The organism is Klebsiella sp. JN_Kp127 (assembly GCF_040062505.1).
Classification (GTDB): domain Bacteria; phylum Pseudomonadota; class Gammaproteobacteria; order Enterobacterales; family Enterobacteriaceae; genus Klebsiella; species Klebsiella quasipneumoniae.
Genome location: NZ_JBEAHS010000031.1, coordinates 177,121 through 204,020, shown reverse-complemented (window position 1 = coordinate 204,020; position 26,900 = coordinate 177,121). Strand labels below are relative to the sequence as shown.

The 26,900-nt window shown below is 56.1% G+C and carries 20 protein-coding genes and 5 pseudogenes; 5 read left to right on the top strand and 20 right to left on the bottom strand.

Annotation, left to right across the window (positions count from 1 at the left end; genetic code table 11):
• Positions 1 to 129: 129 nt before the first annotated feature.
• From ABLV04_RS09430 to tssK, 15 genes and pseudogenes are all read right to left on the bottom strand, one after another.
• Positions 130 to 3,540, bottom strand: a pseudogene (locus ABLV04_RS09430) (ImcF-related family protein).
• Positions 3,524 to 4,681, bottom strand: a complete 1,158-nt coding sequence (locus tag ABLV04_RS09425; protein ID WP_117145483.1) for a type VI secretion protein — start codon at positions 4,679 to 4,681, stop codon at positions 3,524 to 3,526. Before ABLV04_RS09425 ends, ABLV04_RS09430 begins: the two are co-directional and overlap by 17 nt.
• A 3-nt stretch (positions 4,682 to 4,684) precedes the next feature.
• Positions 4,685 to 4,951 (bottom strand): PAAR domain-containing protein, encoded by a 267-nt coding sequence (locus ABLV04_RS09420; RefSeq protein WP_004175522.1) that lies wholly within the window; start codon positions 4,949 to 4,951, stop codon positions 4,685 to 4,687.
• Between the two features lie 297 nt (positions 4,952 to 5,248).
• Positions 5,249 to 5,434, bottom strand: coding sequence for a DUF6392 family protein (locus ABLV04_RS09415; RefSeq protein WP_113772805.1), 186 nt, complete (start codon positions 5,432 to 5,434; stop codon positions 5,249 to 5,251).
• 375 nt (positions 5,435 to 5,809) lie between these two features.
• A pseudogene (locus tag ABLV04_RS09410) lies at positions 5,810 to 6,038 on the bottom strand (DUF6392 family protein).
• A 133-nt stretch (positions 6,039 to 6,171) separates the two neighbouring features.
• Positions 6,172 to 7,065 carry an SUMF1/EgtB/PvdO family nonheme iron enzyme gene (locus ABLV04_RS09405; RefSeq protein ID WP_180265589.1) on the bottom strand — a complete coding sequence of 298 codons (894 nt, stop codon included), beginning with the start codon at positions 7,063 to 7,065 and terminating at the stop codon, positions 6,172 to 6,174.
• 21 nt (positions 7,066 to 7,086) lie between these two features.
• A complete protein-coding gene (locus ABLV04_RS09400) occupies positions 7,087 to 7,203 on the bottom strand; it encodes a hypothetical protein (protein WP_032453317.1) in 117 nt (38 codons plus the stop codon).
• A gap of 45 nt (positions 7,204 to 7,248) precedes the next feature.
• Positions 7,249 to 8,019 (bottom strand): formylglycine-generating enzyme family protein, encoded by a 771-nt coding sequence (locus ABLV04_RS09395; RefSeq protein ID WP_257394944.1) that lies wholly within the window; start codon positions 8,017 to 8,019, stop codon positions 7,249 to 7,251.
• Between the two features lie 141 nt (positions 8,020 to 8,160).
• Positions 8,161 to 8,241, bottom strand: a pseudogene (locus ABLV04_RS09390) (hypothetical protein); the annotation flags it as partial.
• A gap of 248 nt (positions 8,242 to 8,489) precedes the next feature.
• A pseudogene (locus tag ABLV04_RS09385) lies at positions 8,490 to 9,519 on the bottom strand (hypothetical protein).
• A 921-nt stretch (positions 9,520 to 10,440) separates the two neighbouring features.
• Positions 10,441 to 12,927: a type VI secretion system Vgr family protein gene (vgrG, locus tag ABLV04_RS09380; protein ID WP_180265587.1), complete on the bottom strand. Its 2,487-nt coding sequence runs from the start codon at positions 12,925 to 12,927 to the stop codon at positions 10,441 to 10,443.
• A gap of 150 nt (positions 12,928 to 13,077) precedes the next feature.
• Positions 13,078 to 13,201, bottom strand: a pseudogene (locus ABLV04_RS09375) (hypothetical protein).
• Between the two features lie 186 nt (positions 13,202 to 13,387).
• Positions 13,388 to 15,085, bottom strand: a complete 1,698-nt coding sequence (locus ABLV04_RS09370) for an OmpA family protein (protein WP_178944683.1) — start codon at positions 15,083 to 15,085, stop codon at positions 13,388 to 13,390.
• Positions 15,086 to 15,088: 3 nt separating this feature from the next.
• Positions 15,089 to 15,742, bottom strand: coding sequence for a type VI secretion system protein TssL, short form (gene tssL, locus ABLV04_RS09365; protein ID WP_178944684.1), 654 nt, complete (start codon positions 15,740 to 15,742; stop codon positions 15,089 to 15,091).
• On the bottom strand, positions 15,739 to 17,079 hold the full coding sequence (tssK, locus tag ABLV04_RS09360; protein WP_348815629.1) for a type VI secretion system baseplate subunit TssK: 1,341 nt from the start codon (positions 17,077 to 17,079) through the stop codon (positions 15,739 to 15,741). Before tssK ends, tssL begins: the two co-directional genes overlap by 4 nt.
• Positions 17,080 to 17,675: 596 nt before the next feature.
• Between tssK and ABLV04_RS09355 the strand changes: the two genes are divergently transcribed.
• Both ABLV04_RS09355 and ABLV04_RS09350 read left to right on the top strand, forming a co-directional pair.
• Positions 17,676 to 18,005, top strand: a complete 330-nt coding sequence (locus ABLV04_RS09355) for a gamma-glutamylcyclotransferase family protein (RefSeq protein ID WP_032453325.1) — start codon at positions 17,676 to 17,678, stop codon at positions 18,003 to 18,005.
• Between the two features lie 115 nt (positions 18,006 to 18,120).
• Positions 18,121 to 18,660 carry a DUF2058 domain-containing protein gene (locus tag ABLV04_RS09350; protein WP_178944686.1) on the top strand — a complete coding sequence of 180 codons (540 nt, stop codon included), beginning with the start codon at positions 18,121 to 18,123 and terminating at the stop codon, positions 18,658 to 18,660.
• Positions 18,661 to 18,684: 24 nt separating this feature from the next.
• Here ABLV04_RS09350 and ABLV04_RS09345 read toward each other — a convergent pair whose 3' ends face one another.
• A complete protein-coding gene (locus tag ABLV04_RS09345) occupies positions 18,685 to 19,383 on the bottom strand; it encodes an RluA family pseudouridine synthase (RefSeq protein ID WP_032428902.1) in 699 nt (232 codons plus the stop codon).
• Between the two features lie 191 nt (positions 19,384 to 19,574).
• On the opposite strand from ABLV04_RS09345, the gene ABLV04_RS09340 reads away from it, so the two are divergent.
• Together ABLV04_RS09340 and ABLV04_RS09335 are read left to right on the top strand one after the other, a co-directional pair.
• Positions 19,575 to 20,057: a cold shock domain-containing protein gene (locus ABLV04_RS09340; protein WP_004203243.1), complete on the top strand. Its 483-nt coding sequence runs from the start codon at positions 19,575 to 19,577 to the stop codon at positions 20,055 to 20,057.
• A 114-nt stretch (positions 20,058 to 20,171) separates the two neighbouring features.
• Positions 20,172 to 21,071 carry a LysR family transcriptional regulator gene (locus ABLV04_RS09335; RefSeq protein ID WP_023290175.1) on the top strand — a complete coding sequence of 300 codons (900 nt, stop codon included), beginning with the start codon at positions 20,172 to 20,174 and terminating at the stop codon, positions 21,069 to 21,071.
• On the opposite strand, the gene ABLV04_RS09330 is transcribed toward ABLV04_RS09335, so the two are convergent.
• From ABLV04_RS09330 to ABLV04_RS09320, 3 genes are all read right to left on the bottom strand, one after another.
• A complete protein-coding gene (locus ABLV04_RS09330; RefSeq protein WP_072096615.1) occupies positions 21,046 to 21,855 on the bottom strand; it encodes a substrate-binding domain-containing protein in 810 nt (269 codons plus the stop codon). The two genes, ABLV04_RS09335 and ABLV04_RS09330, sit on opposite strands and share 26 nt — an antisense overlap.
• A gap of 11 nt (positions 21,856 to 21,866) precedes the next feature.
• Positions 21,867 to 23,162 carry an MFS transporter gene (locus tag ABLV04_RS09325; RefSeq protein ID WP_044523912.1) on the bottom strand — a complete coding sequence of 432 codons (1,296 nt, stop codon included), beginning with the start codon at positions 23,160 to 23,162 and terminating at the stop codon, positions 21,867 to 21,869.
• A gap of 333 nt (positions 23,163 to 23,495) precedes the next feature.
• Positions 23,496 to 24,428, bottom strand: a complete 933-nt coding sequence (locus ABLV04_RS09320; RefSeq protein WP_044523914.1) for a LysR family transcriptional regulator — start codon at positions 24,426 to 24,428, stop codon at positions 23,496 to 23,498.
• 99 nt (positions 24,429 to 24,527) lie between these two features.
• Between ABLV04_RS09320 and ABLV04_RS09315 the strand changes: the two genes are divergently transcribed.
• Positions 24,528 to 25,004: a GNAT family N-acetyltransferase gene (locus tag ABLV04_RS09315; RefSeq protein WP_180265586.1), complete on the top strand. Its 477-nt coding sequence runs from the start codon at positions 24,528 to 24,530 to the stop codon at positions 25,002 to 25,004.
• Positions 25,005 to 25,053: 49 nt separating this feature from the next.
• On the opposite strand, the gene pckA is transcribed toward ABLV04_RS09315, so the two are convergent.
• Positions 25,054 to 26,697 (bottom strand): phosphoenolpyruvate carboxykinase (ATP), encoded by a 1,644-nt coding sequence (gene pckA / locus ABLV04_RS09310; RefSeq protein ID WP_072413373.1) that lies wholly within the window; start codon positions 26,695 to 26,697, stop codon positions 25,054 to 25,056.
• Positions 26,698 to 26,900 lie beyond the last annotated feature (203 nt).

Sequence of the window (26,900 nt, the reverse complement as noted above, 5' to 3'; positions counted from 1 at the left end):
CTATTCCATTATTCGTCTTCAGGGAGACACGCAGCATGGCTGCGCGGGCAGATTAGTTGGCCGCCGGGCGGCCATGAGCAGAGGAGGCCCGGCGTCGCAGGTCAACGCCAATCAGTGAGGGAGGCGGTTTCAGTATCCCTCTTCGCCGGGTATATCGTCGGTCAGCGGAACACGCTCAGCAGGCGCGCGCACGCTGAATATCGTCTCAGGTAGCGTAAAGTTTCGCAGGGCCAGCAGCGCCAGCGGTCCTTCCCCCGACTCGGTGCGCAGGGTGTAGTTCAGCGACAGACCATCCGGCGCTTTCCAGCTCAGGCTCCAGCTGCTGCTCGTTCCGGGATAAGCGCTGACCACCGCCTTATCCAGCAGGCGGATCCAGCCCCAGGCGCCCGGGAAATCGCCATACTGGCGGGTGCCCGCCCGGGTACTGATCCAGCTCAGACTAGCGCCCGGCGCTTCGGTGTCGGCGGGCCAGCTGAACCGCCGCCAGGCCGGCATCTGGTTCATGTAGACAAGTTTCTGGCTGTCAATCACCAGCTCCGTCTGCATCACGCCATCCGCCGTGCCCGGACGTAGCGAAAAATGCAATCCCGCTTCGCCATTGGCGAACGCGACGTCGGAGAGATGGCTCAGGGTATTCATCGCCTGCAGAAAGGCCGGGTTAAACGTCAGTCCTTGGGCATTGATACTGTCCGCCATCCAGCGGCTCCCCTCTTTATGTAGCACGCCATTCAGCCGGGTCTGCAGAAAGCGAGCGATGCGCCCGGTCTCGCTATTGAGATATTTTGCCAGCAGCGGGAGAGAGACTTCACTGCTGGTATTTTTAAAGGGGTAGCGGCCGCCAAAAGCGCGATTCCAGTCCTCCACCACCGCGCTGCGCCACTGGGCGTTGAGACTTTCCGCCGCCGGCGTCAGCACCTGCTGCCAGGCCTGCTCCATCGGGCGAACAAACAGCGTCTGTCCAAAACCACTCCACTGCTGGCCCAGTCCCGCCGCCACCAGGCTGCCGTAGTCGCGCGTTTCGGTTAAATCCACTGCCTTGCCCTGGAACACCGTCTGCGCAAGCAGGCGGGTCATCGCCTGCGGGTCGGTGGCGTTGGTGACCTGCTGCAGGCGCGGACGCACCTGGGTGACGCGGGTCAGGAAGGTCTGCAGGCTAAGACGGCTGGTGGACGCCCCGCCGTCGCGATTGTCCAGCAGCGCCAGTACGGGCCCGAAGGTGGCATCCAGAGGACCGCGCACGCCACCCTGCTGGTCGATGGCGGGCTGCCCGTCGCGGTTAAACAGATTTTTCGCTGATTTGACAAGCTAATCGGCAATAGCTTCCCCGGTCTGGCCGGTTCGCCCCTGCACGCTCAGGGTGTTCATCAGCGCCACCAGCGGCGACTGGCGCACATCGGCCATCAGGGTCAGCTGGTCGATGGCATCGGAGAGGGTCTCCACGCGCTGCCAGCGTAAGCTGTTGAGAAAATCCAGCCAGGCGCCGCTGAAATCAGCGAAATAACGCTCCGCCAGCCGGACTCGCAAGGCTTCCGGCGACGCCGACTGCGCGGCAGGCTGCTTCGCGTCGCTCAGCACCCAGTCCATGTCATCGCGGCGTTCCGCGACCACTTTCTCAATGGCGGGCTGCACCGTCTCTTCCCAGGCTTTCCGGCTGAACATCCCCGGCACCACCTCATCGGTGGTGAACAGGCGCGACGCGTCGGTGTCGCCGGTCATGTCCGCCAGGTGCAAGTCCGCATACTGGTTCGCCACCTGCGCGAGCATCTTCTGATAAAGCGTGGACTCACTGTTGCGCTGGCCCAGTTGGCGAATTAACCGTGTGCGCGCCTGGCTGACCAGACCGTCATCGACAGGCAGACGCCACTGCGGATGCGACGCCAGGCTGGCAGCGTAAAATGCCAGTAGCGAAGGGCCGCTGCCCTGCCAGACGGCGTCCGCCACGCCGGAACGCTGCGGCCACTCGCGCATCAACGCTCCCGCAAACCACGCAGCATCCATTCTCTCCGGGCGGGTCAACATCAGGTACAGTTTCAACTGGTCGTAAGCGGTCTTCGTCATCTTCTCACGCAGCGGGCTGTCCGGCGGCAGCTGTGCGAAGGCGTTCAGCTGCCGCTGAAGGTGCGCTGCTGCCGCATCGCGCAGCAGCGGCTGCGCCCTCTCTCCGTAGCGCGGAAACAGCGCCGCCAGCAGGTCATCGTTCTGACTGAGGCCAGCGCGGGCATACCACGGCGCGCCGTGCTGCGAGCGGTATTCCAGTTGAGAAAGCGTTTTCTGTAACGCGGAGAGCGCATGCAGGCGAACGGCCAGCGGCTGTTTTCCCGCCGAGGCCTGCTGCACCTGCTGCTGTGCGGTCGCCACCAGGTGGCGGTTGGCGATAAAAGAGACTGTCATTGAGGCGGCCCAGAGTAACATCAGGGCAGCAGCGGCCACGCTCATCCCACGCATCCAGTCGACGCCCTGTTTGCGCGGACGTAGGCCGGCTGGCAACCACAGCACAGAGTCTGGTATCGTTTCCCAGCGGTTATCCCGTCCCCAGTGATGACTGACACTGCGACCAGCCTCTACTGATGCCTCACTAAATACCACCCCGGCCAGCGGCAATGGTCGGTATGGATTAAGCAGTATCGATAACGGTTCCACCACCGCTTCCGCTTCCCGAGTCAACTGGTCGGCCAGCGCGAGTAAAAAATTGTGCTGTGGTTGTCCGCATATCTGCTGGATGCCCTGCTCTATCAGTAATGGCGCCAGGGCAGTGAACTGTTCGGCAACTATTTGCGGCGTACAACCTGCGGGTAACAGGCAGCCTACAGGCTGAGTGATACGTCCATTTTTTTCGTTGCCCCCCTCATACAGCGACCAGACGTATAGGGGAAGTTTCCATCCAAGAGCTTCGTAGCGTAGCTTTAGAGAGTGAGACACATTGTCCATTTCATCTGGCGTGAGCCTGGGCTTCGTTCTGTTCATCGTTGTCAAAACGCCGTCAAAGCCCGATGTTACCCACACCATACCATCAGCCGGGCGATAACGCAGTTTACGCAGCGCTGTGAACCAGGCGTTATCTACCGCTGCCCCAGGGTCTCCACCCCACAGCAATAATGTACCCTGATCTTCCTGCCAGAGTTCCTGCGTGAGCTTTGGGGTCAGTTGTTCTACGTCTCTGACTGAGCCAATTATCAGCAGAATACGGACTTTGCGGGACCAGGCGCGTCCATACTGATAGCGCAGAGTCTGGCGAATTTCCCCCACCGTAATATGATGAGGAGGTGTCAGTGCCACGCGCCCTTCTTCGCCGGGTAAGACGTTGGCCTGCTGCGACTGCCGGCGATATAAACTCTCCTTCACACGGCGGGACATTGCAGGAAGGTAAAAAACAAATACCAACGCCAGACAGACCAGAACAAACGCCAGTACCTGCTCGCCCCGCGTATTGATATTCAGCATGCCGCCATAGCGGGTGATCCCCCCCCATATTGCAGCCATCCCGGCCAACGTAAGCCCGGCCAGGCCAAACCGGCCCAGGCCATTACCCGGTATATTCATCTTCACTCCCTGTGGTGATGGTACTGATAAAATGTTCCTGTTCGCTGGAAAATAACGCCAGCAGGGGCTGTTTACGGAGGCTGACCAGATCGGCTGCCAGCGCGGTCAGGAGCCAGGGCGCTGCGGGTCCCGGAATACCGCACCATTTTTCCAGCAGCGCGATATCTTCAGCTTTCCATGGGGTATGCATTTTGCCGCCCTGCGTGATAAGCGCGGCGCTTCTTTCCGTCCATTTTTTTGCGTCCCCGATAACGGAGGGCGTCTGGCAGGCGACAGTCTGGGTTTCCAGAAACAGGGTGATATCGTCTTCAAAGTTCGTCATATCTAAGGGCATAGGACGTAACAGCCGTGATGAGTGCGGCAGATGGTATTTTTGCGCCACATCATCGCTGGTCAGCAGCAACACGGCCAGCCCGTCGGAGTATGCTGTACCACCGTTGAGCTGGATGACCAGGAGTAGATTGACCGTCAGTACAGGCTGCTTCAGGCGCTCCTCCACTTCCGACAGTGAGAATGAGCCGGTAACGGTAATATCATCGGACACGGCGCGGCCAGGAATGTGTTCTTTCCAGAGATTACTGAAACTGCTGGTCAGCTCAGGCGAGGGATTATCCGTGATCAGGGTGACATGCAGCGGTAGCTCTTCCGGTAGGCACTGCACGCGCTCTTCTATACTGGTCAGCAGCGCATGCATCGCACTCAACTGCACGGGCTCTTCTGCCGGAAGGTAATTAATCCTGCGGGTAAGTCCGTATTGCTGAGGCCGCTCACTCCCCCAATGCGCCGCAGAAGTATGATCCGGCAACAGCACTGCACTGCCCAGAACGGCCAGCCAGCGCCCGGCCCAGTCTTCCCACCTCTGCTGTCCGTATTCCGCCTCTTTCAGCAAGAACTGATGCGCTTTCAGATCCCTGTCCCACAGGTAGCAACGCAGACAAAAAATCAGCAACCAGCATCCTGCAGGCATCAGGGATACCCACCAGATATTTATCACTGAGAGAATTTTTACGGTGCCGGAAGCATGGAGGATAAAGAGCAGGACACCGATAATCGCCATCAGTACACCGGCAAACAGCCATCGGGTCAGTGAAGGAGCCGATGGCTGCTCCATGGTCAATGCTTTTGTTCGTACCCAGCCCATTTTTTATCCTATCGCGCATTCCGGCGCGCCGGAAATCACCTGGCAACCGCACTGACATTTGCAGCCATCGACCACGATGGCTTTACCATCGGAAGACCATTCCGGCGCTCCCTCAATAATGGCATTAGTGCCATGTCCCGGAATCGGGCAGCTGACTTTATCCCCCACCAGCGCTACGGGCTTTCCATTTACAATCATGGTGGAGGATGCGGAAATAACAGCACCGCCGTGCGTGGTTTTATCGCCGAGTAATACAAAACCTTTGGACATTGAATTTCCTTTTATATATCAGCGATACAGTAATTATTAATTAGAATACTCAATCGCATCAATTTCAACCTAAAGAGTGAGGCAATAACATTTAATAACAGACAAAAACCGGCTACTCCTATCAAAGAAATAATAATAAACATAAAATAATATCTGGAATATCTGCACGCCTCTCTTTACTTAATATATACTTCTTCCCCCAGGTGATATCCCCTACATTAATAACTTTTCACTTCGAACGCCAATTGCCAGACGACCTTATATTCGCGAGATCCGCCTTAATTTCTATTGCATGCTTTATACAATAAAAAATACACTAGCAACAAAATAATCAGAATTATAAGAAAATAAAACAGACATTTTCTGATTAGGTGGCAACAGTGGGTATACCTCGCTAATACGACGACTATAGCTCTCTATCGTTTTGCGTTCGCCATAACCTATGGGAAATCCGAAGCGTTCGCGCATCCATCGCTGCGTCATTACTGATTCAAGACTAAATGGCAGCGGATTAGGAAATAACCAAGCCGTTTTTTTTCATCTTCTAACCGCAAAGTCACTTCCTCAAGATTTTTTCTGGTTATTGATAGAAGATAAAAATATTCCTTATCGCCTCATATCCAGCCTGAAAATATCATCACTAACAGTACTTTTTGGTTTTTTTGTAGGGAATTAAACGTTGATCATAAATATTCTAACAAGGTTTACCTAGTTGCTTCACAAGTGTTCGATATCAATATTCATTTGCCACCAAGTCGCTTTTTCTCCAGCGCAATATGAATCTCCTTTGCTCGCTCCGGTGGATAAAAAGTCACGGTTTCTGAAAATAAATCCTTGTTATAGGTAAATCCGACAAAACTATTTTGATGAGGCATAGGTAAGGTATATATCTCTTTTCCCCCCTATAAGCAGTCATAACAATTTTTGCTTCAACGTAAACCATCGGAAATCCTAGATAAGCCCGCACCCACTGCTGAGTCATAACTCGTTCCAGACCAAACGGCATAGGATTAGGAAACAGCCAGTCAGTTTTGGCTTCATCTTCAAACCTTAACATTTCTTCTTTCAGATTTTTAATGAGCACCACTTTTTTCCGTTGACAATCATCGTTGATGACGATGAATTAATTTCACTACTGTATATGATTTTACCATCCATTAGAAAAAAACCTTATATGTTGAACGCCACCGATTTTTTAAAATAAGATATAGCATCACACATTATTTATTAACGACACAACGAAATACATACTGCGGACCAACACCATATTTTTCATAGTCATCGTCTTTATCGATCTTCGGAACTGGCAATTTTGATTGCCTGAACATGGTTAAAGCGTACTGTCTGTCGCCGCCAATATATCCGCGCAGGACTTTTTTAGTACCCTGCGCAGGTCCCTGGGGATCGTTTACCGGAGAATGAGAGTAATAATCTGCTGCATACCAGTCATTAGTCCATTCAGAGCCACTGAGCCCCATATCATACAGACCCAGGGGGTTTGGGGGATATTTGCCTACTGGGTAAAATGGGAAACCAAAACCATCTGTATATTTATCTAATTCATCTTTACCCGGAACATTTTTTCCAGGTAAATACTCACCATTATTTGTTGGAAACTGAAAGTATTGACCTCTGGATCTTGCTGCATATTCCCATTGCGCCTCTGTTGGTAAATCAATCGTTTTACCAGACCCCTTACCTAACCACTGACAATAGTCTTTTGCCTGTTGCCAGGTAACACCAACAGAATAACCTCCTTTTTGCAAGGATGGATAATTTTTTAAAAAAATATGGATGGGTGATTTTTTTCCCCCTGTTATTTGCAGATATTTATTATAATCATCGTTGGTAACTTTAAACTTTGATATCGAAAAATCACTTAATACAACCTTATGTAATACCTTATCATCCTGGTTTATGCTGAAAGGTAGTTTTTGACCGACTAATGGTCCAAAATCCCCCATTAAAAACTCGCCGCCCTGAACGGGAACCATGTCAGAAAGCGACTTAGCAACAAGCGCTTCAGACAGGGTTTCACGCTTGTCAGTACTCTTCTGGTCACACCCGAGCAGTAAACTGGCGGCAACAGAAGCAACTACGATTAATTTTCTCATCTTATCACCTCAGCCTTTGCATCAGGCAGTCATTGTCCCCGCCGGGTGCTGGTCGTCGATCATGGCAAGATATTCTGACATCAGGCTATCCGGGACAGGTTTAAATAGTCTCTCCGGTTTATTGGAACATTCATTCAACGCTGTTGCTCCGGTTAAAATGATATATGTCACCACCAAACGACATTATTTATTGATGACGCAACGGAAAACATACTGCGGACCAACACCATATTTTTCATAGTCACCATCAACTTCTTCTGGGAGTGGTGAAGCAGATTGTCTAAACATAGTCAATGCGTACTGTCTGTCGCCGCCAACATTCCCACGCAACACTTTCTCGGTCCCTTGCTCTGGTCCCTGAGGATTCTTTACCGGAGAGTTGGAGTAATAATCTGCTGCATACCAGTCATTGGTCCATTCTGAACCACTCAATCCCATATCATACAGCCCTAAGGGATTTGATGGGTATTTACCTACTGGATAAATGGGAAGCCCCATCCCGTCAGTGTATTTATTCAGTTCATCCTGGCTTGGGACATTTTTTCCTGGTGTAAACTCACCATTGTTAGTAGCAAACGGAAGATACTGACCTCTGGATCTTGCTGCAAACTCCCATTGTGCCTCTGTCGGCAAATCAATTTTTTTACCGGATTTTTTACCTAACCACTGACAATAATCTTTTGCCTGTTGCCAGATAACACCTGCAGGATAATCCCCCTTTAGCAGAGAAGGATGACGTTGTGCCAGTATATCCACAGGTGGATTTTTTTTATCTGTTACTTTCAAATAAATATTAAAATCATCGTTAGTGACTTTATATTTTGATATCGAAAAATCACTTAAAATAACCTTATGTAAAGTTTTATCATCCTGTTGTATGCTGAAAGGTAATTTTTCACCAACTAATGGACCAAAATCACCCATTAAAAACTCACCACCCTGAACGGGGACCATATTAGAGACCGATTTATCCACAAGTGCTTTAGCTGCTTTTTCACTCCCGGTGGTATTTCCCTGATCGCACCCTGTCAGTAAACCGGCAGCAACGGAAGCAACTACGATTAATTTTCTCATCTTATCACCTCAGCCATTGCATCAGGCAGTCATTGTACCCGTCGGGTGCTGGTCGTCGATCATGGCAAGATATTCTGACATCAGGATGTCAGGTATGGGTTTAAATGGCTCATCCGGGTCAACAAAAACCGGGAGGTTATTATGCAGTAAGGTGAGCTTTTCGCCATAATTGGTGTAAAAAATCAATTTTTGTTCCCCGATACCTAAAAAGTTAATCACATCTTTTTCATTCAGTTCTTTATTACCTTTCTTCTCCCCTGGTGACAACGTCAAATGCTGCATGACATTGTTATAATCTGCCTGACTTTGTATCCACTTCAGCGCCATAAACACCGCTTGTTTTCGCCTCTTTAGAGGACCGAGCTTCCAGCTGTTAACGGAAAAAAAATCATTATTCTGATTGCGAGGGTCAAGCCAGTCCACCCAATTCTGATCAATTAATGTGGCAATCACTGCCCCTTTTGTTTCCGGAGGGGTATATTTAAGCTGGTCGGGGTTTGACAAAATACTATTCATCAGATGAACGCGCTTATTTTCATCTTCAAGATCGGTTTCAATTCGTCGTAATATTATTCCCATATTCTTTAGCATGGCCTCCCCCGCCTGTATCCCTTGTGCCGCCATAATAATAGGAATTGCACATAAAGAACGGAAGGCATCTCCTGCCATCATCTGCTCAAGCTTCTGATAATCCACATTTCTCAGCATATAAAGAAAGCTCTTCATAAAAGCCGCAAAGCTGCTGCCATCAACTTCAAAACCGACTTCCCCTTTGGCTCCCACTCCCCAACATAAAGCCGCTTTACAGTAAATACGAAAACGTCCCTGAATATAGGTGATATAAAAAACCCCACTTCCCCCTGCGCCTGCCTGCACCGTCATCCCCGCTTCCAGTTTGGCTATCGCGGCAAACTTCTTCTCTTTATTGACAATGGGTTTGTTATCTTTCTCAACACCTATAGCTACTGGCGTATCATCAGGATGCGGGTCAAACCACTCAATGGCACCACTGATATTACCTCCCGCCTGAGCACCAACAAAAACACCAATTTCACCTCCCCCCTGTGCTTCAGGTATTGTTGAGGTCTTTAAATTCACATGCTGCTGTCCTGGTAACGGTGGGGCAGTCAGGGTTGCAGGGCGGCCTTTAATGCCATAGCCCTTTCCCATTTCTCCACTCCAGTCTACTGTCACCCCTAATTCAATTGCAGCACTGGCACCTACGCTACCTGACAATACCAGTTTCATGGCAAAACGCAGCGCTCCCATATTACAAACACCATCCGGTGTCTGTGGAGTCACTTTTTTCGCCGGAAATAAAAGGCTGACACCTAACCTGTCCGGCAGGTACAGGGCCGTTTCGGCCTTCGCCTCCCCCAGTGCAAAACTGGCATGACCTTCTATTTTGCCCTCCAGTTTTTTTTCTGACGGATTATATTCCGCTGATGCACCCGCTCCATGGCTGTAGCGCATCAGTTGAGCCTGCGCGCTGATATCAACATACTGGTGATAAACAGATTCGTCGACTTTACCATCCCCCTTTGGCCAGGTCAGAGATTTGTTCATTTCCTCTGCCCAGTGACTGACAATAACATTCGTATCGTCAACAAGATCGAATTTCAGTGAAACAGGTACGTTACTTAGTTGTTTTTTTAGTTCCGCTGTATCTATTTTTCCCTGACGTATGGTTTTATTCACCGGATTACCATTCGCATCCTGAGAAACAATAGTTTTGTTTTTATATTTTATGAAACTGGCTTCACCACTTTCTTTATCAACTTCGCTGAGCTTATATGTTCGCCACTGTTGTTTTATTTTATCGGAACGCACATAAGTTTTTTTGAATCCTTTCACTGTGTTATTTTTAAGCGGAATAAGTTCCATTATACCAATGGCAGTATCTTTCATTTTATCATTAAGCAATTCCCCCTCCGGAGGATTCGCTGTTAGTGACATAAGCTCTTTCCGCAAAGCCTGATTTGCTTTGTTTAAGGCTTCATAGGCTTTAGTGATTTCACTTTCAAATTTTCTTGCTGGCACTCTGCCTGCCTGAGTGATTGCTTCAAAATTAATATCATCAAGATTTTTTTGCGCCTGTTTCTGAGTTTCAAGCAAGCCAGACAGAAAATCATGCTCCTGTTCGATAATTTTAGTATCTGAAGCCGCCAGAAAAAGCAATGTTGCGCTACCTGGGTGAAAATAACATTCTGGGCCATACTTTCCTTTTACAACCGTTCCCGTCCCTTGTACCGATGTTTTACTTTTCTCTTCTCCGGTAGCCATATGCTATTCCTTCATTCTTTAAAGTAATTCTATATGCAGGGCATCAGGCAGGGCAGTATAAACTGCAACAGTTTTACCTTCCGCATCGGTCCTGCCTTCAAATACTTTACCTTCACCGGTTGTTATCCTGTACCGGGTAAAAGGTAAAATCTCCCCGGACTCTTCATCTTTTGCAGTAAAAAACTCACTGAAACCGACGGGAAGCTCAGGTTTGTTTGCATCATAATCAGCTGCGCCCATTTTCTGCACATTGGCCGATTTCAGCAGAATATTCCCCGGGCAGCCCAGCTCGATATTGCCACCACTTAGCCTGATATACGCTCCCGCACAGTTCACCACCAGTTCCTTCGCCGCCGTGATTTCCACTCGCCCTTCCACGCTGGTCACGGTGATATCCTTTTTCGCCGTCGCCTCCAGCGCATCATCCTGCGCCTGGATTTCCATCTTTCCCTTCGCCGCAAACAGCTTAATCCCCGCCTTTCGTGCCAGCAGGCTGACGGCTTCTCCCGCCGCTACCGTAAAACGTTTCAGCGCACTGATGTCCGTATTCTGCTGTGACACAATCCCCACGCTGGCGCTACCCGAAGACAACCGTACCGCCTGCGGACTGCTGATGCTCACGCCCTGCGGCGCATTCAGCACTATCCCCGGCTGCGCCAGCTCTTTCAGCGCATCGTTCAGCGTCTGCTGGTTGCCGGTATCCGATGGCAGGGCCTGAGCCGATTCCGCTGCCGACGCCAGGCTTTTCGCAATACCCAGGGCATTTTCAAGCTGCGCAATCGCCTCCTCCATTGCCAGCATCCTGTCGCCTGCCGAAGGCTGTTTATCCGCACTGATAAACACTCCCGCACCGGCCCGGATGCTCACCCATTTATCCGTACGCAGTTCCGCCCCCTCGCCCCGCAACTCCCTCTGCGCATCCACATTATGCCCCAGGTTGAGCTGCGTCTTGCCGCCGTAATCGGTGCTGAGCTTGATATGCTCCTCGCCGCGCTTGTCCTCCATTCGCAGCTTATTATTGGCCGGAGTACGAATCACATTGCGGGTGCTGTTTTTCTCCGTCACAGGGTCGACATGCCGCGAGTCGTGCAGCGCATGCGCAATGTACGGCCGGTCAGGATCGCCTTCGTGGAAAGCAATCGCCACCTCCGTGCCCTGGACCAGCGGGAAGTGAAAGCCGTACACGTCGCCGCCGTAGGGTTTGGCGAGACGCACCGGCATGCTTTCCTGACCCTGCCCTTTCTCCTCTCTGTCAGCGTCAAATTTCACCCGGTACAGGCCGGACGCATCCTGCCAGGCGTAGATATCATTCGCCTTCGCGCTGGTCACCCGCGCCGTCATGGTGCCAGTCACCTTCGGGCGCGGCAGCAGCGGCGGACGCCAGCACAATGTTTCGCTGTAGGGCACCGCCAGCAGGGACACCCGCAGCGCCTCCCGGCGGCTGGCGGTAAAACCGGTGCCGGTGATTAAAAGCGGATCCTGCACGGGCGCAGGCAGGGTCGGTGGGAGGCTGTCGGTAACGGTCAGCACCTGGGCCGGCGTCAGCCAGGCTGCCGTACTGCTCGCGGTAATCAGCGTCTGGCGAGCGAGAAAACGCTCATGGTCGAGACGGGCATAGAAGTTGGCGGTCTCCGCCTGCGGGACGATTTTATCGCCCCGCTCCCGGTGGCGAAGCTTATAGTGGTATACCTCTCCGTAAGTGATGCCTTCACCATTTCCCCGGGTCATATCCGCTGTTGCCGACTGGAGAACGCTCTGCGCATCGCGGGGGTTATAATCCCGGGTAGTGACGTTCGCCTCTACGACGTTATGCGTGATGCTCAGACCCCATATCGATTCCGTACCGCTGTCGCTCATCCCGGACGGGCTGTTAACCGGCAGTGTCTTATCGAACATCAGCGCCCGCTGCGCGTCGGCGAAGTGGACCACTTCGCTCTGGGCCTCTTCCTGCAGGGTGAAGAAATAAAATATCCCCACCTCTGCCAGCAGGCGCTGGATAAACGCCAGGTCACTCTCCTGATACTGATTAATTTGCTCGCGCCGCGGATAGTGTTGCTTGAGATTAAACTCATACTCCCAGTCATGCAGGTGATGTTCCTGCAATACCTGCTCCACCACTTCCGGCACCGATTTATTGACGAAGAAACGATGGGTGCGGAACTGTTTGTCCAGCAGCGAGAGGAAGGGTTCGAGGGTTATCATGTACTCTGCCTGGTCGGCAGAGCCACTGATACGCTCAAAATGCGTGACCACGCCATGCACCCGTTTGCATTCGGTCAGGCTCTGTAATATGCCGCCGCCCATCGTCAGCGTCGCCGGTTTGCTCAGTAACTGGCTGGCGTCGATATTTTTATCCGTGCTGGTGAAATAAATTGTCCAGAGATACGTTTCACTGAGTTTTTCTTCACCGCTGAATTCTTCCACATCCAGCGATGCAGTACATGACGGAATATCCAGCTGGTAACGGTTGAGGGTGGTGCCGGTAATTATTGAAGAGGTATCCATTATATTCCTGTTTTACTCCGCAGTAATGACCATCAAACATCGATTAACAGGCCATACGGTTTAATTTTGTTTAATGATAATCATCTCATTCTTCATAAATATATTTAAGTGCATATCGATATATCAGATACCCCACCAGGAGTTTCATTACTAAAAGGAAACCCCAGGGATATTTATTTTCACTTACTGAGAAATAAAAAAGCACACAGAAACCGGAGCCTTCAACGTTTAACGCTGCCAGCATTTCTCTGGCAATGTCCTTAGCGCTGTCGATGCAGATCTCCTTTATCCATCCCACTGTCCCGCACTTCACCCCCGCAGAGGCCCCACTTGCCGACAAGATTGACTGGCTGCAGGCACGCTACCGCCCATCGCTATTTCCTGTTTATCAGGGACCCGTAGCGCACAGGGTCAGGCAGGCAGATTGTTGTTGTTCAACGTCCTCGTTCGGGGTCGCGGATTACTCGGTTTCGTTTTTTAATGCGGCAGCCCCGGCTCCTGAGGTATTAGCCGTGCCCGGCGTCAGACAGGCGTCCTTCTGCGGGACCAGACTGATCTCCACCCGGCGATTTTGCGCCCGCCCGTCTGGCGTCTCGTTGCTGGCGACAGGACGACTTTCGCCGTAGCCCTGCACCGCAAAACAGCTCTCCGGCACATCGCCGGTATCGCGCATCCAGTCGCGGACCGCCTCGGCACGCTTCAGAGAGAGCTGTTGATTGGATCTATCGTTGCCGATGCTGTCGGTATGGCCTGCCACCACGATCAGCCAGCCGGGTTTCGCCTTAATGCCCAGCAGCGAGTTCACCAGCAGCTTTGTCGAACCCGGTTTCAGCGTCGATTTGCCGGTATCGAACAGCGCCATGCTATCGAGGCGGATCGTCTGCAGCCCCTGCACAACCTGCTTAATGACCGGACGCGGCGGCGGGGGCGGCGCCCAGTCATTGATCGCGGCTTCCACGAAGGGGATCAGCCGCAATCCCTGATACAACCCCAGCCGGTAACGCAGCGGCTCTCCCCGGCGCAGCCAGTCATCCAGCAGGCGGCTGTCGGCACGCAGACGCTGCTGCGCCTGCAGCTTCGGCGTCGGCGGCGCGCCGCTAAGGCGGTGGTAGACCGCCAGATGATCGCCGACGCTGCGCACGAGGCGCTGGTTGTTGATAAAGGAAGCCAGCATCGCCAGCGCCAGAAAGAGGAAGCCCATGCCAGCGGCAAGACCGGCAGCGCGCATCCGGCGGCTGACCCCGTGGCGGTGCGGCAGTGTTGACAGAAGAAGATCCGGCAGCGGGTGAGGACCTGGCGCCGCGGCGTTGCCCGGGGAGAGCGTGGTGATCCCGGCGATTTGCCGCTGCCAGAGGTTATTTGCCACCGCCGTCACCGGCGTCAGGCAGATGCCCATGGCGCACAGGTCCAACGGCGAAAGTTCCGCCTGGCGAGTGCTTAGTGGCCGGAAAAGAACGTTTTCTGCCAACGCCAGAATGCTCTCCAGCCACAGCGTATGATGCAGGCGTGAGGCAGAGCTGCCCTCTCGCTGCCAGTCGGCAATCGACTGGGGCGCTTGTCCCTTCTGCCGCACCTGGAGACCAGGCCGATCCGGCGTGACGGTAAACCAGCGGCTTTCCGCTGCCTGGCCGCCAGGCGGCGTCACCCAGAACACGCTCCACACCGGCGGCAGACCGTTTAACCAGGTTCGGCACTGAACAATACTCCGCCGCCAGTCGCGTAGCGACTGCACCAGGTGCTCCCCGGAGGGGTGGTGCTCCGGTACCACCGCCAGCAGCACGGAAACCTGCGATACCAGCGCCGGACGCGCCGCCGCCAGGTACTGCGCCAGCCGCGGCAACTGCTCCGCGCTTTCCCCCCGTAGATACCAGCCGAGGCGGGTTTCGCAGTGCGCCGAACGCCCGGGAAACAGACCGTCGGTATCCCCGCAGACCAGAACCACCGCCCCCTGAAAATCCTCGGGCGGCAGGACGATTTCCGGTCGCTGACGGCTGACTGCCCGGCGACGCTGACGCCAGAGCGCCGCGCTGCCCGCCAGCAGGATGCACAGACTGAATATCACCTGGTTGCCGATGGACAGCGGCCAGAAGCCCAGCGCCAGCCACAGGGCCAGGATGACGGTCAATATCGTAAGCAGACGCCGGGCGTTATCACGCATCTCTTATCCCTGCCCTGCTATCTGCGCCACCATCTGTGACAGCATGGAGGAGAAGGTCAACCACAGCGCCGCCAGCGCCACAATGCCAGCCGCCCAGCCGCACCAGTACATCCGCCGTCCGCTGCGCAGCCGGGAGGCACGAACCACCACCGGCGCCTCCTGGGTTATGCTGAACGGCGGAACCCGCGCGCCAAGCGCATGCGCTACATCCTCACGCCGTTCGTCATCCTGGGCGCGGTACTGCCCGACAAACCCCAGTTGCAAAGTACGATAGAAACAAGTCAGCACTGCCGCATCCGCCGTGGGCTCTCGCAGCAGCTGGCGGATCCGTTCCCAGAGCTCTTCCCCGGCGTTGAGAGTGCTGAAAAAACGCGCCTGCAGCGGATCCTTGCGCCACCTGCGCCAGCCATCATCCTGACTGGCGCGGTTGAGGACGCTCTCATCAAGCAGCGCGCAGTAGGCATAGAGCATCTGCTCAGCGCTGGCTTCACTGACGCCTGCCGCCGCCAGCGCCTCGCGCGCCTCGGTCACCCATCGACAGGCCTGACGATAGAGCGCCTCGCCGTCGGTCACCGGCTGGCCGCAGCGTAACTGACTGACCATCAGCCAGCCCGGGTAAAAGGTTTTGTTGATCAGATCGCTTTCAGAGATATTCATGAGCGCAGTACCGCAAAGAGTTCAAGTTTCACGTCGCCAAGCGATTCCGGGGTATAGAAGGTGCAGTTGCCAGCCTCCAGCATCGCGCGGGCGGCATCCGTGGAAAGATCCAGAGCGAAATATTGGTTTTCCAGACGTAGCGGAATGGCCGCCGGCACGTGGCTCAGCGGTTTGATCGCAATGCCGCTGAGGGCAATGTTGACGACCTCGGCGACATCATCATGGCTACCCGCCTTACAGAGCTGCGGAAAGCGGCTCTGAAGCTGGTGAGGGGGAAGTGAAGAACGCACCGACAGATAAAAATCCGCCCCCTCGCGCAGCCGTGCATCGTGCAGCCTCCCCCGCCAGATCTCCCGGTCAGCACCCTGCTCCAGCGCGATGGCGATCACCCTTGAGGGCAAGCTGACTTCGAGCAGCGTATCCAACGGGGCAAACAGCGGTGGGAATACCTGCTCCGGCGAGGCATGCCGGTAGCGGGGGATCGCGTCCAGATGATGTTCAAGAGAGAAGGTCAGCAGACTGCCGGCCAGCCTGGCCAGTTCACGATAGAGCAGCTCCGGATGGCGCGAAGGGTCCTGATGCAGCTCGCTGAGCACCGGCTCGGCGCTGTTCAGTGCGTTGAGCAGCCAGAACAGGGAAACATCCGCCACGGCAAAATCAGCCATCCGCGCATTGCTTTCACGGCGCATGGCCATGAGGCGTCTGCGTCGGGCCTGCAGGCGATGTAGCAGCTCGCCCAGCTCGCTGACCAGCGTCGGGCTTGCGGCCAGCGACAGCAGCGGCGGGATGAATTTCGGGTCAAAGATCCACTGCCCCTGGGCGTCGCGTACCAGACGCGCTACCGGGCAGGTTAGGAAGGCTGCGTTTTCTTCGATGGAGAGACGCAGCGTCAGCGTGTGCCGCAGGACGGCCAGCTCGCTGCGTTCATGGCCTGCCAGCTCCTGCACGGTCACCTGCTCGGCGCGCCAGCGGCGCGGGCGGGCGCTCTCCTGGCCGTCATCAAGATTGCCGCCGCTGGCGCTGAGCAGCGGCAGAGCAAGCACAACCTCCACGCTGTCCAGCATCACGCCCGATACATCGCGGACCGGTGGCAGAGTATCCGCCAGCTCGGTGTCAATCAGCGTTCCGTCGGCGAAACGAACGATCAGCCGGGTGGCGTTGAGCCGGGAAAGGGTGAGCGCGCTGGCGTCAAACTCCGCGCGCAATCCCCCCCACGGGTGGGCGAGCGCCATGCGGGAGACCGTATCGGCGACGTGCGCATCCCAGCGAGCCTGTTGCTGAAACTGCTGCGGAACCAGAAAAGCCCCATCGCGCCATAATGGGCGGAAAATCTTCATCGCACCTCCTGTGCCTTTCACTTTCATCTGTCTGCAGACAGGACCAAATGCCCGGTGGGATATCCTTCATATACCTTGCGTTCGCCTCAGCCCCTGCATTTGCTCTGGCCTGTTCCTCACTAGCGGTTTTTCTCCCGAACGTCGTTCGTCTCGATTGATTGCCTGCCGCTTCAAGGAAAGGAAATATCTCCCCTGCCCGCGAGAATTTCGAAATCAGATGGTATTTTTTGTTCAAGGGAGGTTTATCTTAAAGTGAAATAGCCAGGGGAGGTAACGCCTGGCCCTAAATAATATCTGAATTCAACCCAAGGATGTTTTATAACTCCTCTTCATTCCATTCACGCAGCTTATTCTATAAGCCGTCCATTTATTATTTCGCTATTAAATATTATTTATATTCACCTGCAAATAATAAAAAAACTCAACACTAAAATTGTCACTGCAGTAAATATGCCACCGACAGCGCCGGCGCCTGAATCTCCCCGGCATCAGAGAGATGCCTGCCCCCACCCGGCCATTGCCAGGCGCTGAATTACCCCGTATTTTGGTTTTCCGCTCCGCTGGGGGCGGGTATCAGGGCGAACGAGAGAGAGAAAATGAAACCGCTATTTGTCTATGGGACGCTCTGTCCCGGTCGCAGCAATGCGCATATTCTGGAGGCGATCGGGGGCGAGTGGCGTCCGGGTTACGTTACCGGTACCTTTTACGCGCGCGGCTGGGGCGCAGCCGCTGATTTTCCGGGGATCGTCCTCGACGCCAACGGTCCGCGGGTCAACGGTTATCTGTTCCTGTCCGACCGGCTGGCGGCGCACTGGCCCATGCTGGACGACTTTGAGGAGGGGTACGATCGGGTGCCGGTGGAGGTGACCACCGACGATGGACAGCAGGTCAGCGCCTGGATTTATCAGCTCCAGCCCCGGGAGTAATCCCCGGCCAGTCTCGCGCTACCGGGCACAGCGGCCCAGTACGTCCGCGGGTCTGGCGTCGTTTCCGCCAATGCAGGTATACTTGCCAGATGTTTCCTAAGCTTCAGATACGCAAATGACAAAACTTACCTTACAAGAGCAGATGCTCAAAGCCGGCCTGGTCAGCAGCAAAAAAATGGCCAAAGTCCACAGAACGGCGAAAAAATCCCGCGTGCAGGCCCGTGAGGCCCGGGAAGCGGTGGAAGAGAATAAAAAAGCCCAGCTGGAGCGCGATAAACAGCTCAGCGAGCAGCAAAAGCAGGCGGTGCTGGCGAAAGAGTATAAAGCTCAGGTCAAGCAGCTGATTGAGATGAACCGCATTACGGTCGCCCGGGGCGATATCGGCTTTAACTTTACCGATAATAATCTGATCAAAAAAATCATGGTCGACAAGACCACCCAAACCCAGCTGATTAACGGTCGCCTGGCGATTGCCCGCCTGGCGGTGGACAACAAACCTGAAGGGGAATATGCAATTATTCCGGCGATTGTGGCTGAGAAAATTGCCCAGCGCGATGCCAGCAGCATCGTGTTGCACAGCGCCCTGAGCCAGGATGAGCAGGATGAAGACGATCCGTACGCCGACTTTAAGGTGCCCGACGACCTGATGTGGTGATCGCGGGCTTCCGGCGGCAGGCGATCAGAACGAGCTTGCCTGCTGGATATGCATCGGCTCGCGACTGACGGGGTGGCGAAAACGCAGTTCGCTGGCGTGCAGCATCAGCCGCGGAGCCTGTTCCGTGCCCGGCAATTCCCGGCCGCCATACAGATCGCAGCCAAGGATCGGATAGCCCAGCAGCTGACAGTGGATCCGCAGCTGATGGGTGCGCCCGGTCTCCGGGGTGAGCGCCACCCTCGTCAGCGCCAGCGCCCTCTCCCCTTCCCGCGTCTGGTACATACGGTCAATTACCCGGTAGCGCGAACGCGCCGGTTTGCCGTGCCGGGCGCAGATCGACATGCGCGGGAAACGGGCCGGGTCTTTGGCGATCGCCGCCTCCACTATCCCTTCATCTTCCGGCAGATGGCCGCACAGCAGCGCCGTATAGACCTTACCCACCGTGCGCTGACTGAACTGCTGGCACAGCGCGGCGTTAATCACCTTGTTGCGGGCGACCACCATCAGACCGGAAGTGCCGAAATCAAGGCGGTGTACCAGGGTGCAGCCCGGAAAGCGCTGGACCAGTCGATGATGCACGGAGTCGAGGTTGCGCGGATCTTTGCCTGACAGGCTCAGCAGCCCGGCAGGTTTATTGATCAGCAGCAGGTGTTCGTCCTGATACAGGAGGGTTATCTGCTCGCGGCACGGCGGAGCGACAAAGGTATCGATAATGGTGGACATCAGACGGCCCGAAGAAGGAGTGGCCGGCGATAGTAACCCATTTTGCCCGCCGGTACGACGCTGGCGCACGATCCGCCCTCGCGGCGGCGTCATTTATCACCCACACTTATCGCAAAGGCATGGTCTGCGCAGGCAATGTGCTTTACACTGCGCGCTGCAAAATTTGAGTTAACCAACGAGTAAGAACGGTAATGGCGATGAACGGAACAATCACAACGTGGTTTAAAGATAAAGGTTTTGGATTTATCAAAGATGAAAACGGCGAAAACCGGTATTTTCATGTGATTAAGGTCGCCAATCCCGATCTCATCAAGAAAGACGCGGCGGTGACTTTTGAACCTACCACCAACAATAAAGGGCTGTCGGCCTACGCGGTGAAGGTCATTCCGGAAAGCAAATATATCTATATCGCCGGCGAGCGGCTGAAGCTGACCTCCATCAAATCCTATGTGGTTTACCGGGAAGAAGAGCCGGTCGAGACCCGTGTGGATAAAGAAAACGCGGTGCTGTCGGTCGGGCTGCTGATGAACAGCATCCGGCCAAAATCCACGGTGCAGCCGGGAGAGATGCGCTCGGTGAAAAAGCTGGCGATCACCACCTTTCAGGGGACAACCCTGATCTTCTCGGAAGACGAAATCGATATCGATGCCACGGTAAAACTGCTCAAGGTATGACGACCCGGCGTGCGGTCAGCCGCGCGCCCAGTCACCTGCCGAGCCGATTTTCGTCGCCATCGCCCCTCACCGGACGGGGCGAGGCGCCAGACAGCCGATAAGGATGCCGCCGCCATGCCCGTAAATTTTGACTTCAACGATCTCTATGCCTTTCGCGCCCTGATGGAGTATGGCAGCTTTCGGCTGGCCGCAGAATCCATTTGCCTGTCACAATCGGCCCTCAGCCGCCGCATCGAAAAGCTGGAAACCGCGTTAGGCAACCGGCTGTTCGAGCGCACCACCCGCCGCGTGACCCTTACGCTGTATGGACAGAATTTTGCCGAACGTTCGGAGCAGCTGCTGGCCCACGTCGAGACGGTGCTGGCGGATATCAGCCAGGTCAGCAAGGCGCGTACCGGGCTGGTGACAGTGGCGACGGTACCTTCCGCCGCCTACTACTTTATGCCGGAAATCATCCGCAGCTTTCAGGCGCGCTTTCCCCAGGTGCGTATCCGGCTGATCGACAGCAGCGCCGGGAATGTCATTGAGGCGGTGAGCAGCGGACAGGCTGACTTTGGCCTCTGCTTTGCCAAAAACCTGCCGGCCAGCATCGAATTCACCCCGCTGGCCGACGACCGCTATGTCGCCGCCTGTCGGCACGACCATCCGCTGGCGAGCAGGACGCACCTCAGCTGGCAGGCATACTTTGAACAGGATTATATTGGCCTCGATCGGGTCTCCGGCAACCGGACGCTGCTCGACAGGGAGCTGGCGCATCTGACGCCGGCGCGGCCAAGCATTTGCGAAACCCGCCACGTCACCACGATGCTGGGGATGGTGGAAGCGGGCATCGGCATTGCCGCCGTGCCCGCGATGTCGATGCCCGCCGGGGAGCATTCCGTTCTCCGCGCCGTACCGCTTACCGAGCCGGTGGTCACCCGTACGGTAGGTCTGATCCGCCTCAGCGGCCGTATTCAGTCCTACGTGGCGGCAGAGCTGGAGAAGCTGATTATTGAACAGTATCCTTCTGGCTGACCGGCGCGGCGGCAGCTACGCTTCGCATACCGGTGGCGTGGATGGTCTCCTGCGCCGCCGGTGAGGCCAGATACGTCAGCAGCGCCTTTCCTTCCTGCGGGTGGTCGGCGCTGACGGTCACCGCCCCGGCAAAGCGGGTGATGTACTGCAGGTTATCCGGCAGTTCGCCGACAAAGGTCACGCCGGGCACCGGCAGCAGTTCGCTCACCTGCTGAAAACCGATCGCATACCGTCCCTTCGCCACTTCCGAGGCTACCGGAATACGCTCCACCATCTGCGCTTTGCTCTGCATCGCCTCATCAATGCCCAGGCGGTGGAACAGCGTCGAGCTGACATAGCGTCCGCTGGCGCTGTCGGAGTACGCGACCGACGGCGCAGCCAGCAGCGCCGCCCGCAGCTGGTCTGCGCTGCGGATAGCCGGCAGCGGCGCTCCCGCTTTCACCACCACGCCGATGGGCGAGTCGGCCAGCTCCCGGCGCGAATCCGGTTGCGTACGGCCCGCTTTCTCGAGGCCGGTCAGCGCGTCGCCGACCATAATCACCACGTCCGCGTGTTCGCCCCGCGCCAGGCGGTTAGGGATCGCCTGCGGCGTTTTCCCCATCGACGGCCCGGGGATCACCACGAGGTGGTTACCGCTTTGTTTTTCCCATGCCGGGGCCAGCTTTTCCAGCGCCGCTTTGAAGCCGCCGGAGATCATCACGGTGACCTCAGCGGACAGCGCGCTGCCGCCGGTGGCGGCCAGCAGCAGCGTGGCCAGCAGGGTTCCTGTCGTTTTACGCATCATCATCTCCCTGATTAACGTGCCGTCTGCAGCGTAACGGCGCTGCGGCGATAGAGGTAGCAAGTGGCCAGCAGGCCGCAGACGGCGGCAAAGCTCATCCAGTAGCCTGGGGAAGCTTTATCACCGGTATATTCAATCAGCGCCGTGGAAATCACCGGCGTGAAGCCGCCAAACACCGCGGTCGCCAGGCTATAGGCCAGCGAGAAGCCTGCCACGCGCACTTCGGCGGGCATAATTTCGGTCAGCGCCGGGATCATCGCCCCGTTGTACATGCCGTAGATAAAGGACAACCACAGCAGCACGCTCAGCATCATCAAAAAGCTCGGCGCGTTCGCCAGCATGGTCAGCGCAGGCCACGCGGTAGCCAGCGCCAGCAGGGTCATGGCAATCAGCACCGGCCGGCGGCCAAAGCGGTCGGACAGCGCCCCGCCCACCGGCAGCCAGAAGAAGTTGGAAATCGCCACCAGCAGCGTGACCAGCAGGCTGTCCGAGGCGCTGAGCATCAGCACTTTTTTGCCAAAGGTCGGCGCATAGACGGTGATCAGATAGAACGCGGTGGTGGTCATCGCCACCATCATCATCCCGGCGATGACCACCTGCCAGTTCGCCAGAAGGGTGGCGAATACCTGGCGCATCGCCAGATGATGGCGGCGGGCAGTAAACTCCTGGGTCTCCTCCAGCTTACGGCGCAGCACAAAAATGAACGGGACGATCAGGCAGCCGAAAAGGAACGGAATACGCCAGCCCCAGTCGCTGATGGCGCTCTGCTCCAGCACGGCGTTGAGGGCAAAGCCCATCGCGGCCGCCACCATAATGGCGACCTGCTGGCTGCCCGACTGCCAGCTGGTGTAAAACCCTTTGCGGCCCGGGGTGGCGATCTCGGCCAGATAGACGGATACCCCGCCCAGCTCAGCGCCGGCGGAGAAGCCCTGCAGCAGGCGGCCGATCAGCACCAGCAACGGCGCCCACAGGCCAATGGCCTGGTAAGAGGGGATCAGCACGATCAGGAAGGTGCCGGTGGCCATGATCGACAGGGTCACGATCAGCCCTTTGCGCCGCCCTACCTTGTCGATATAGGCGCCAAGCACGATGGCGCCGATGGGCCGCATCAGAAAGCCGGCGCCAAAGACCGCGAAGGTCATCATCAGCGAGGCGAATTCACTGCTCGCCGGAAAAAAGGTATGTGCGATGTAGGTGGCATAAAACCCGAACAGGAAAAAGTCGAACTGTTCGAGAAAGTTACCGGACGTGACGCGCAGAATGGCGCCGAGCCGGTCACGGGTACTCATCAGTGAGGTTGTCGAATGCATGCAGGTCTCCAGTTTGTTATCCACGCGTTGTCGCGCGCCTGTTGCTGAAGACTGAAACAGAACCGGGAATGAAATAAGCGTAATAAACGCATCCATTGATGCAATTTACGCATAAATAACATTTAACTAATTAACATTACTTTTATATACAATCATTTAACACTCTCTGCGCCATCAGCGTCGACGGCAGGGATGAAAAGGTGAGTTTTCCGTTTTGTGACCGAGGCCAGGGTACGCCGCTGCGCCCCGGGCGCCAGGCGGTAAAAGACATACCCGGCCCGGCAGGGTTAACGCGACGCCGAGCGGCGAGATGTTAATAATCCGGACGTGACCTCAGGGCGCCGGCGCCGCGGCGGCGTTCCCCAGCGTCTGCAACAGGGAGATCAGCCAGCGGGTGGCCTCGCGTTTCCCGCTGCGTTTGTGGGCGTAAATCTTGACGTCAAATGGGGGAACCGGAAACGGCAGCGGGAAAATGGTCAACCGGGCGGCGCGAGCCATCGTCTCCGCCGCCCGCCGGGGCAGCGCCATCAGCAGATCGCTCTGCTCAATAATAAAGGGAGCGCTCAGCATCGAGGGCGTTTTCACCGCCACCTGCCGCGAATAGCCCTGCCGCTCCAGCTCACAGTCCAGCACCCCCTGCCGCTCATTCCATGGGGTCACCACCAGATGACGGGCCGCAAGGTAGGCGTCCAGGGTGAGCGCCGTTCGGTCGGCCTGGCTGATAACCACATATTCGTCCCGCAGCCAGTTAATCTCCTCGAGATCGGGATGAGCTGGCTCGTCAGGGGTATTGAACCCGAGAGCCAGATCGACCTCGCCCGCCAGCAGCTCGGTCAGCGCCGGGCTGTGGGGCAGATAACGGAGCTCAAACCGCAGCCCGGGCGCCTCACGCTGCAGGTGGTGCATCAGCGTCGGAAAGACGCAGAACGCGGTGAAATCGGTGATCGCAATCTGCATGCAGTCGGTGCTGGCGGCCGGCACAAACGCCGCCGGCGGCGTCAGCTCCTGATTGAGAAATTTCAGCGCCGAAGCGATAGAGGGCGCCAGCTGGCTGGCATAGACGCTGGGACACATCCGGTGACCTTCCCGATAGAACAGCGGGTCGTTGAGGGCGCTGCGCAGCCGGGAGAGCGCATGGCTCAGCGCCGAGGTGCTCATCGCCAGCTCTTCTGCCGCCAGGCGCACCGAGCGGGAGCGATAGACCGCGTCAAAGACCGGCAGCAGGTTGAGGTCGATACGGCGCAGGACAGGATGCATAATATTCATCGTTTGCTGATTTCATTGCACTTAATTCTTTTCACAATACCGCTTATGCTCTGGGTCAGCAATTTTGCTTTCCTTCATACCATTCAGACAGGACGACCCATGAGCATCACGATCCGCCAGGCCACCCCGGACGACGCCACCGCTATTTATGACATGATTTATGAACTCGCGGTCTACGAGAAAGCCCCCGAAGAGGTGGTGACAACGGCAGAGGAGATCAGAGAGATGCTGTTTGCCAGCAGCAGCAAAACCGAGGCGCTGATCTGCGAGGTGGCGGGCAAAGCGGTGGGCTACGCCGTGTTCTTCACCAGCTACTCCACCTGGCTTGGCCGTAACGGCATCTATATGGAGGATCTGTACGTAACCCCCAACTATCGCGGGATCGGCGCCGGAAAAGCGCTGCTGAAAACCATCGCGCAATATGCTGTACAGCGTCAGTGCGGGCGTCTGGAGTGGAGCGTGCTCGACTGGAACCAGCCGGCGATTGATTTCTATCTGAGCATTGGCGCGCAGCCGCAGGATGAGTGGGTGCGTTATCGCCTCACTGGCGATGCGCTGCGGGCCTTTGCGGAGTAAAGCGGCTCGCCAGCAGGTCGGCGCCAGGCGGCGACCGGCTGGCCGCGGATCAGGCTTCGACCGCGCTATTCTGCAGCTGCGGACCGGCCAGCGCCAGACGCGCGCCCGCTTCGGTATCGCTGTACTGCTTAAAGTTATCCATAAACAGCTGAGCCAGACTCTCCGCCTTCTCCTGCCACTTATCCGCTGAGCTCCAGCCATTACGCGGATCCAGCACTGCGCTGTCGACGCCCGAAATGCTCTGCGGGATCGCAAGATTGAACACCGGGATCGCTTCATCGCGCAGCGGGCCGGTGGTGCCATTGAGGATCGCGCTGATGATGCTGCGGGTATCGCGCAGCGACAGGCGTTTGCCCTCGCCGTTCCAGCCGGTGTTGACCAGCCAGGCTTCCGCACCGGATTCCGCCATCTTCGCCGCCAGTACGCTGGCGTACTGGGTCGGGTGAAGCAGCAGGAACGCCGCGCCGTAGCAGGCGGAGAAGGTCGGCGTCGGCTGGGTAATGCCGCGCTCGGTTCCCGCCAGCTTCGAGGTGAAGCCCGACAGGAAATGGTACTGCATCTGCTCGGTGGTCAGACGGGAGACCGGCGGCAGGACGCCAAACGCGTCTGCGGCAAGGAAAATCACCTTCGACGGATGGCCCGCCCGGGACACCGGCTTGACGATATTGTCGATATGCGACAGCGGATAGGAGACGCGGGTGTTCTCGGTTTTGCTGCCGTCGGCGTAATCCACGCTGCCGTCGGCGCGCACCACCACGTTTTCCAGCAGCGCATTGCGGCGGATGGCGCCATAAATCTCCGGCTCCGCCTGCGGGTCGAGATTGATGGTCTTGGCGTAGCAGCCGCCTTCGAAGTTAAACACCCCATCATCGTCCCAGCCGTGCTCGTCATCGCCAATCAGTTGACGATGCGGATCGGTGGACAGCGTGGTTTTGCCGGTACCGGAGAGGCCGAAGAACAGCGCGACGTCCCCTGCTTCGCCGCGGTTGGCCGAGCAGTGCATCGACGCGATGCCTTTCTGCGGCAGCAGGTAGTTCATGACCGAGAACAGCCCTTTTTTCATTTCGCCGCCGTACCAGGTGCCGCCGATGAGCTGAATACGCTCGCTCAGGTTAAAGGCGACGAAGTTCTCGGAGTTCATGCCCTGCGCCTGCCAGTTGGCATTGGTGCAGCCGGCGCCGTTGAGCACCACGAAGTCCGGAGTAAAGCTGGCCAGCTCGTCGGCGCTCGGCACGATAAACATGTTTTTGACAAAGTGGGCCTGCCACGCCACCTCGGTGACGAAGCGCACGCCAAGGCGGGTGTCCGGGCTGGCGCCGCACCAGGCGTCGATGATGTACAGTTTTTTGCCGCTCAGCTGGCCTGCGACCAGGCTTTTCAGGCTGCGCCACACTTCTGGCGATAACGGCTTATTATCATTGCGGCCGAGGCCGGAGTCAGCCCACCATACGGTGTCGCGCGTCTGCTCGTCTCTGACGATATATTTATCGCGCGGCGAGCGGCCGGTGAAGATGCCGGTATCCACTGCCACAGCGCCAGAGTCGGTCATTACGCCGCGGGCCGCGCCGGTCAGCTCAGGAGCGGTTTCATGTGCAATAAGCAAATCGTAATCAGGGTTGTAAAACAATTCGCCGCTTGCATTAATCCCCAGCTCCTGCAGAGCCATTTTTACTGATTCAATTTGTTGTGACATGGAACTCCTGACAAACTATTTAAGGTAAGAGGCCTGGGTTATTCATTGCTTTCGTCATCGTCGCCAGCTATTTAATAAGATAAATCCTGGGTAATGAAATAAAGCAATAAATAACCGTGAGTCGCGATTTCATATCGTGCTCATGTAGGGTCGCCGATACGCATTCATAAATCTCAACTTTCCAAAAAATGTTAACACCTGTC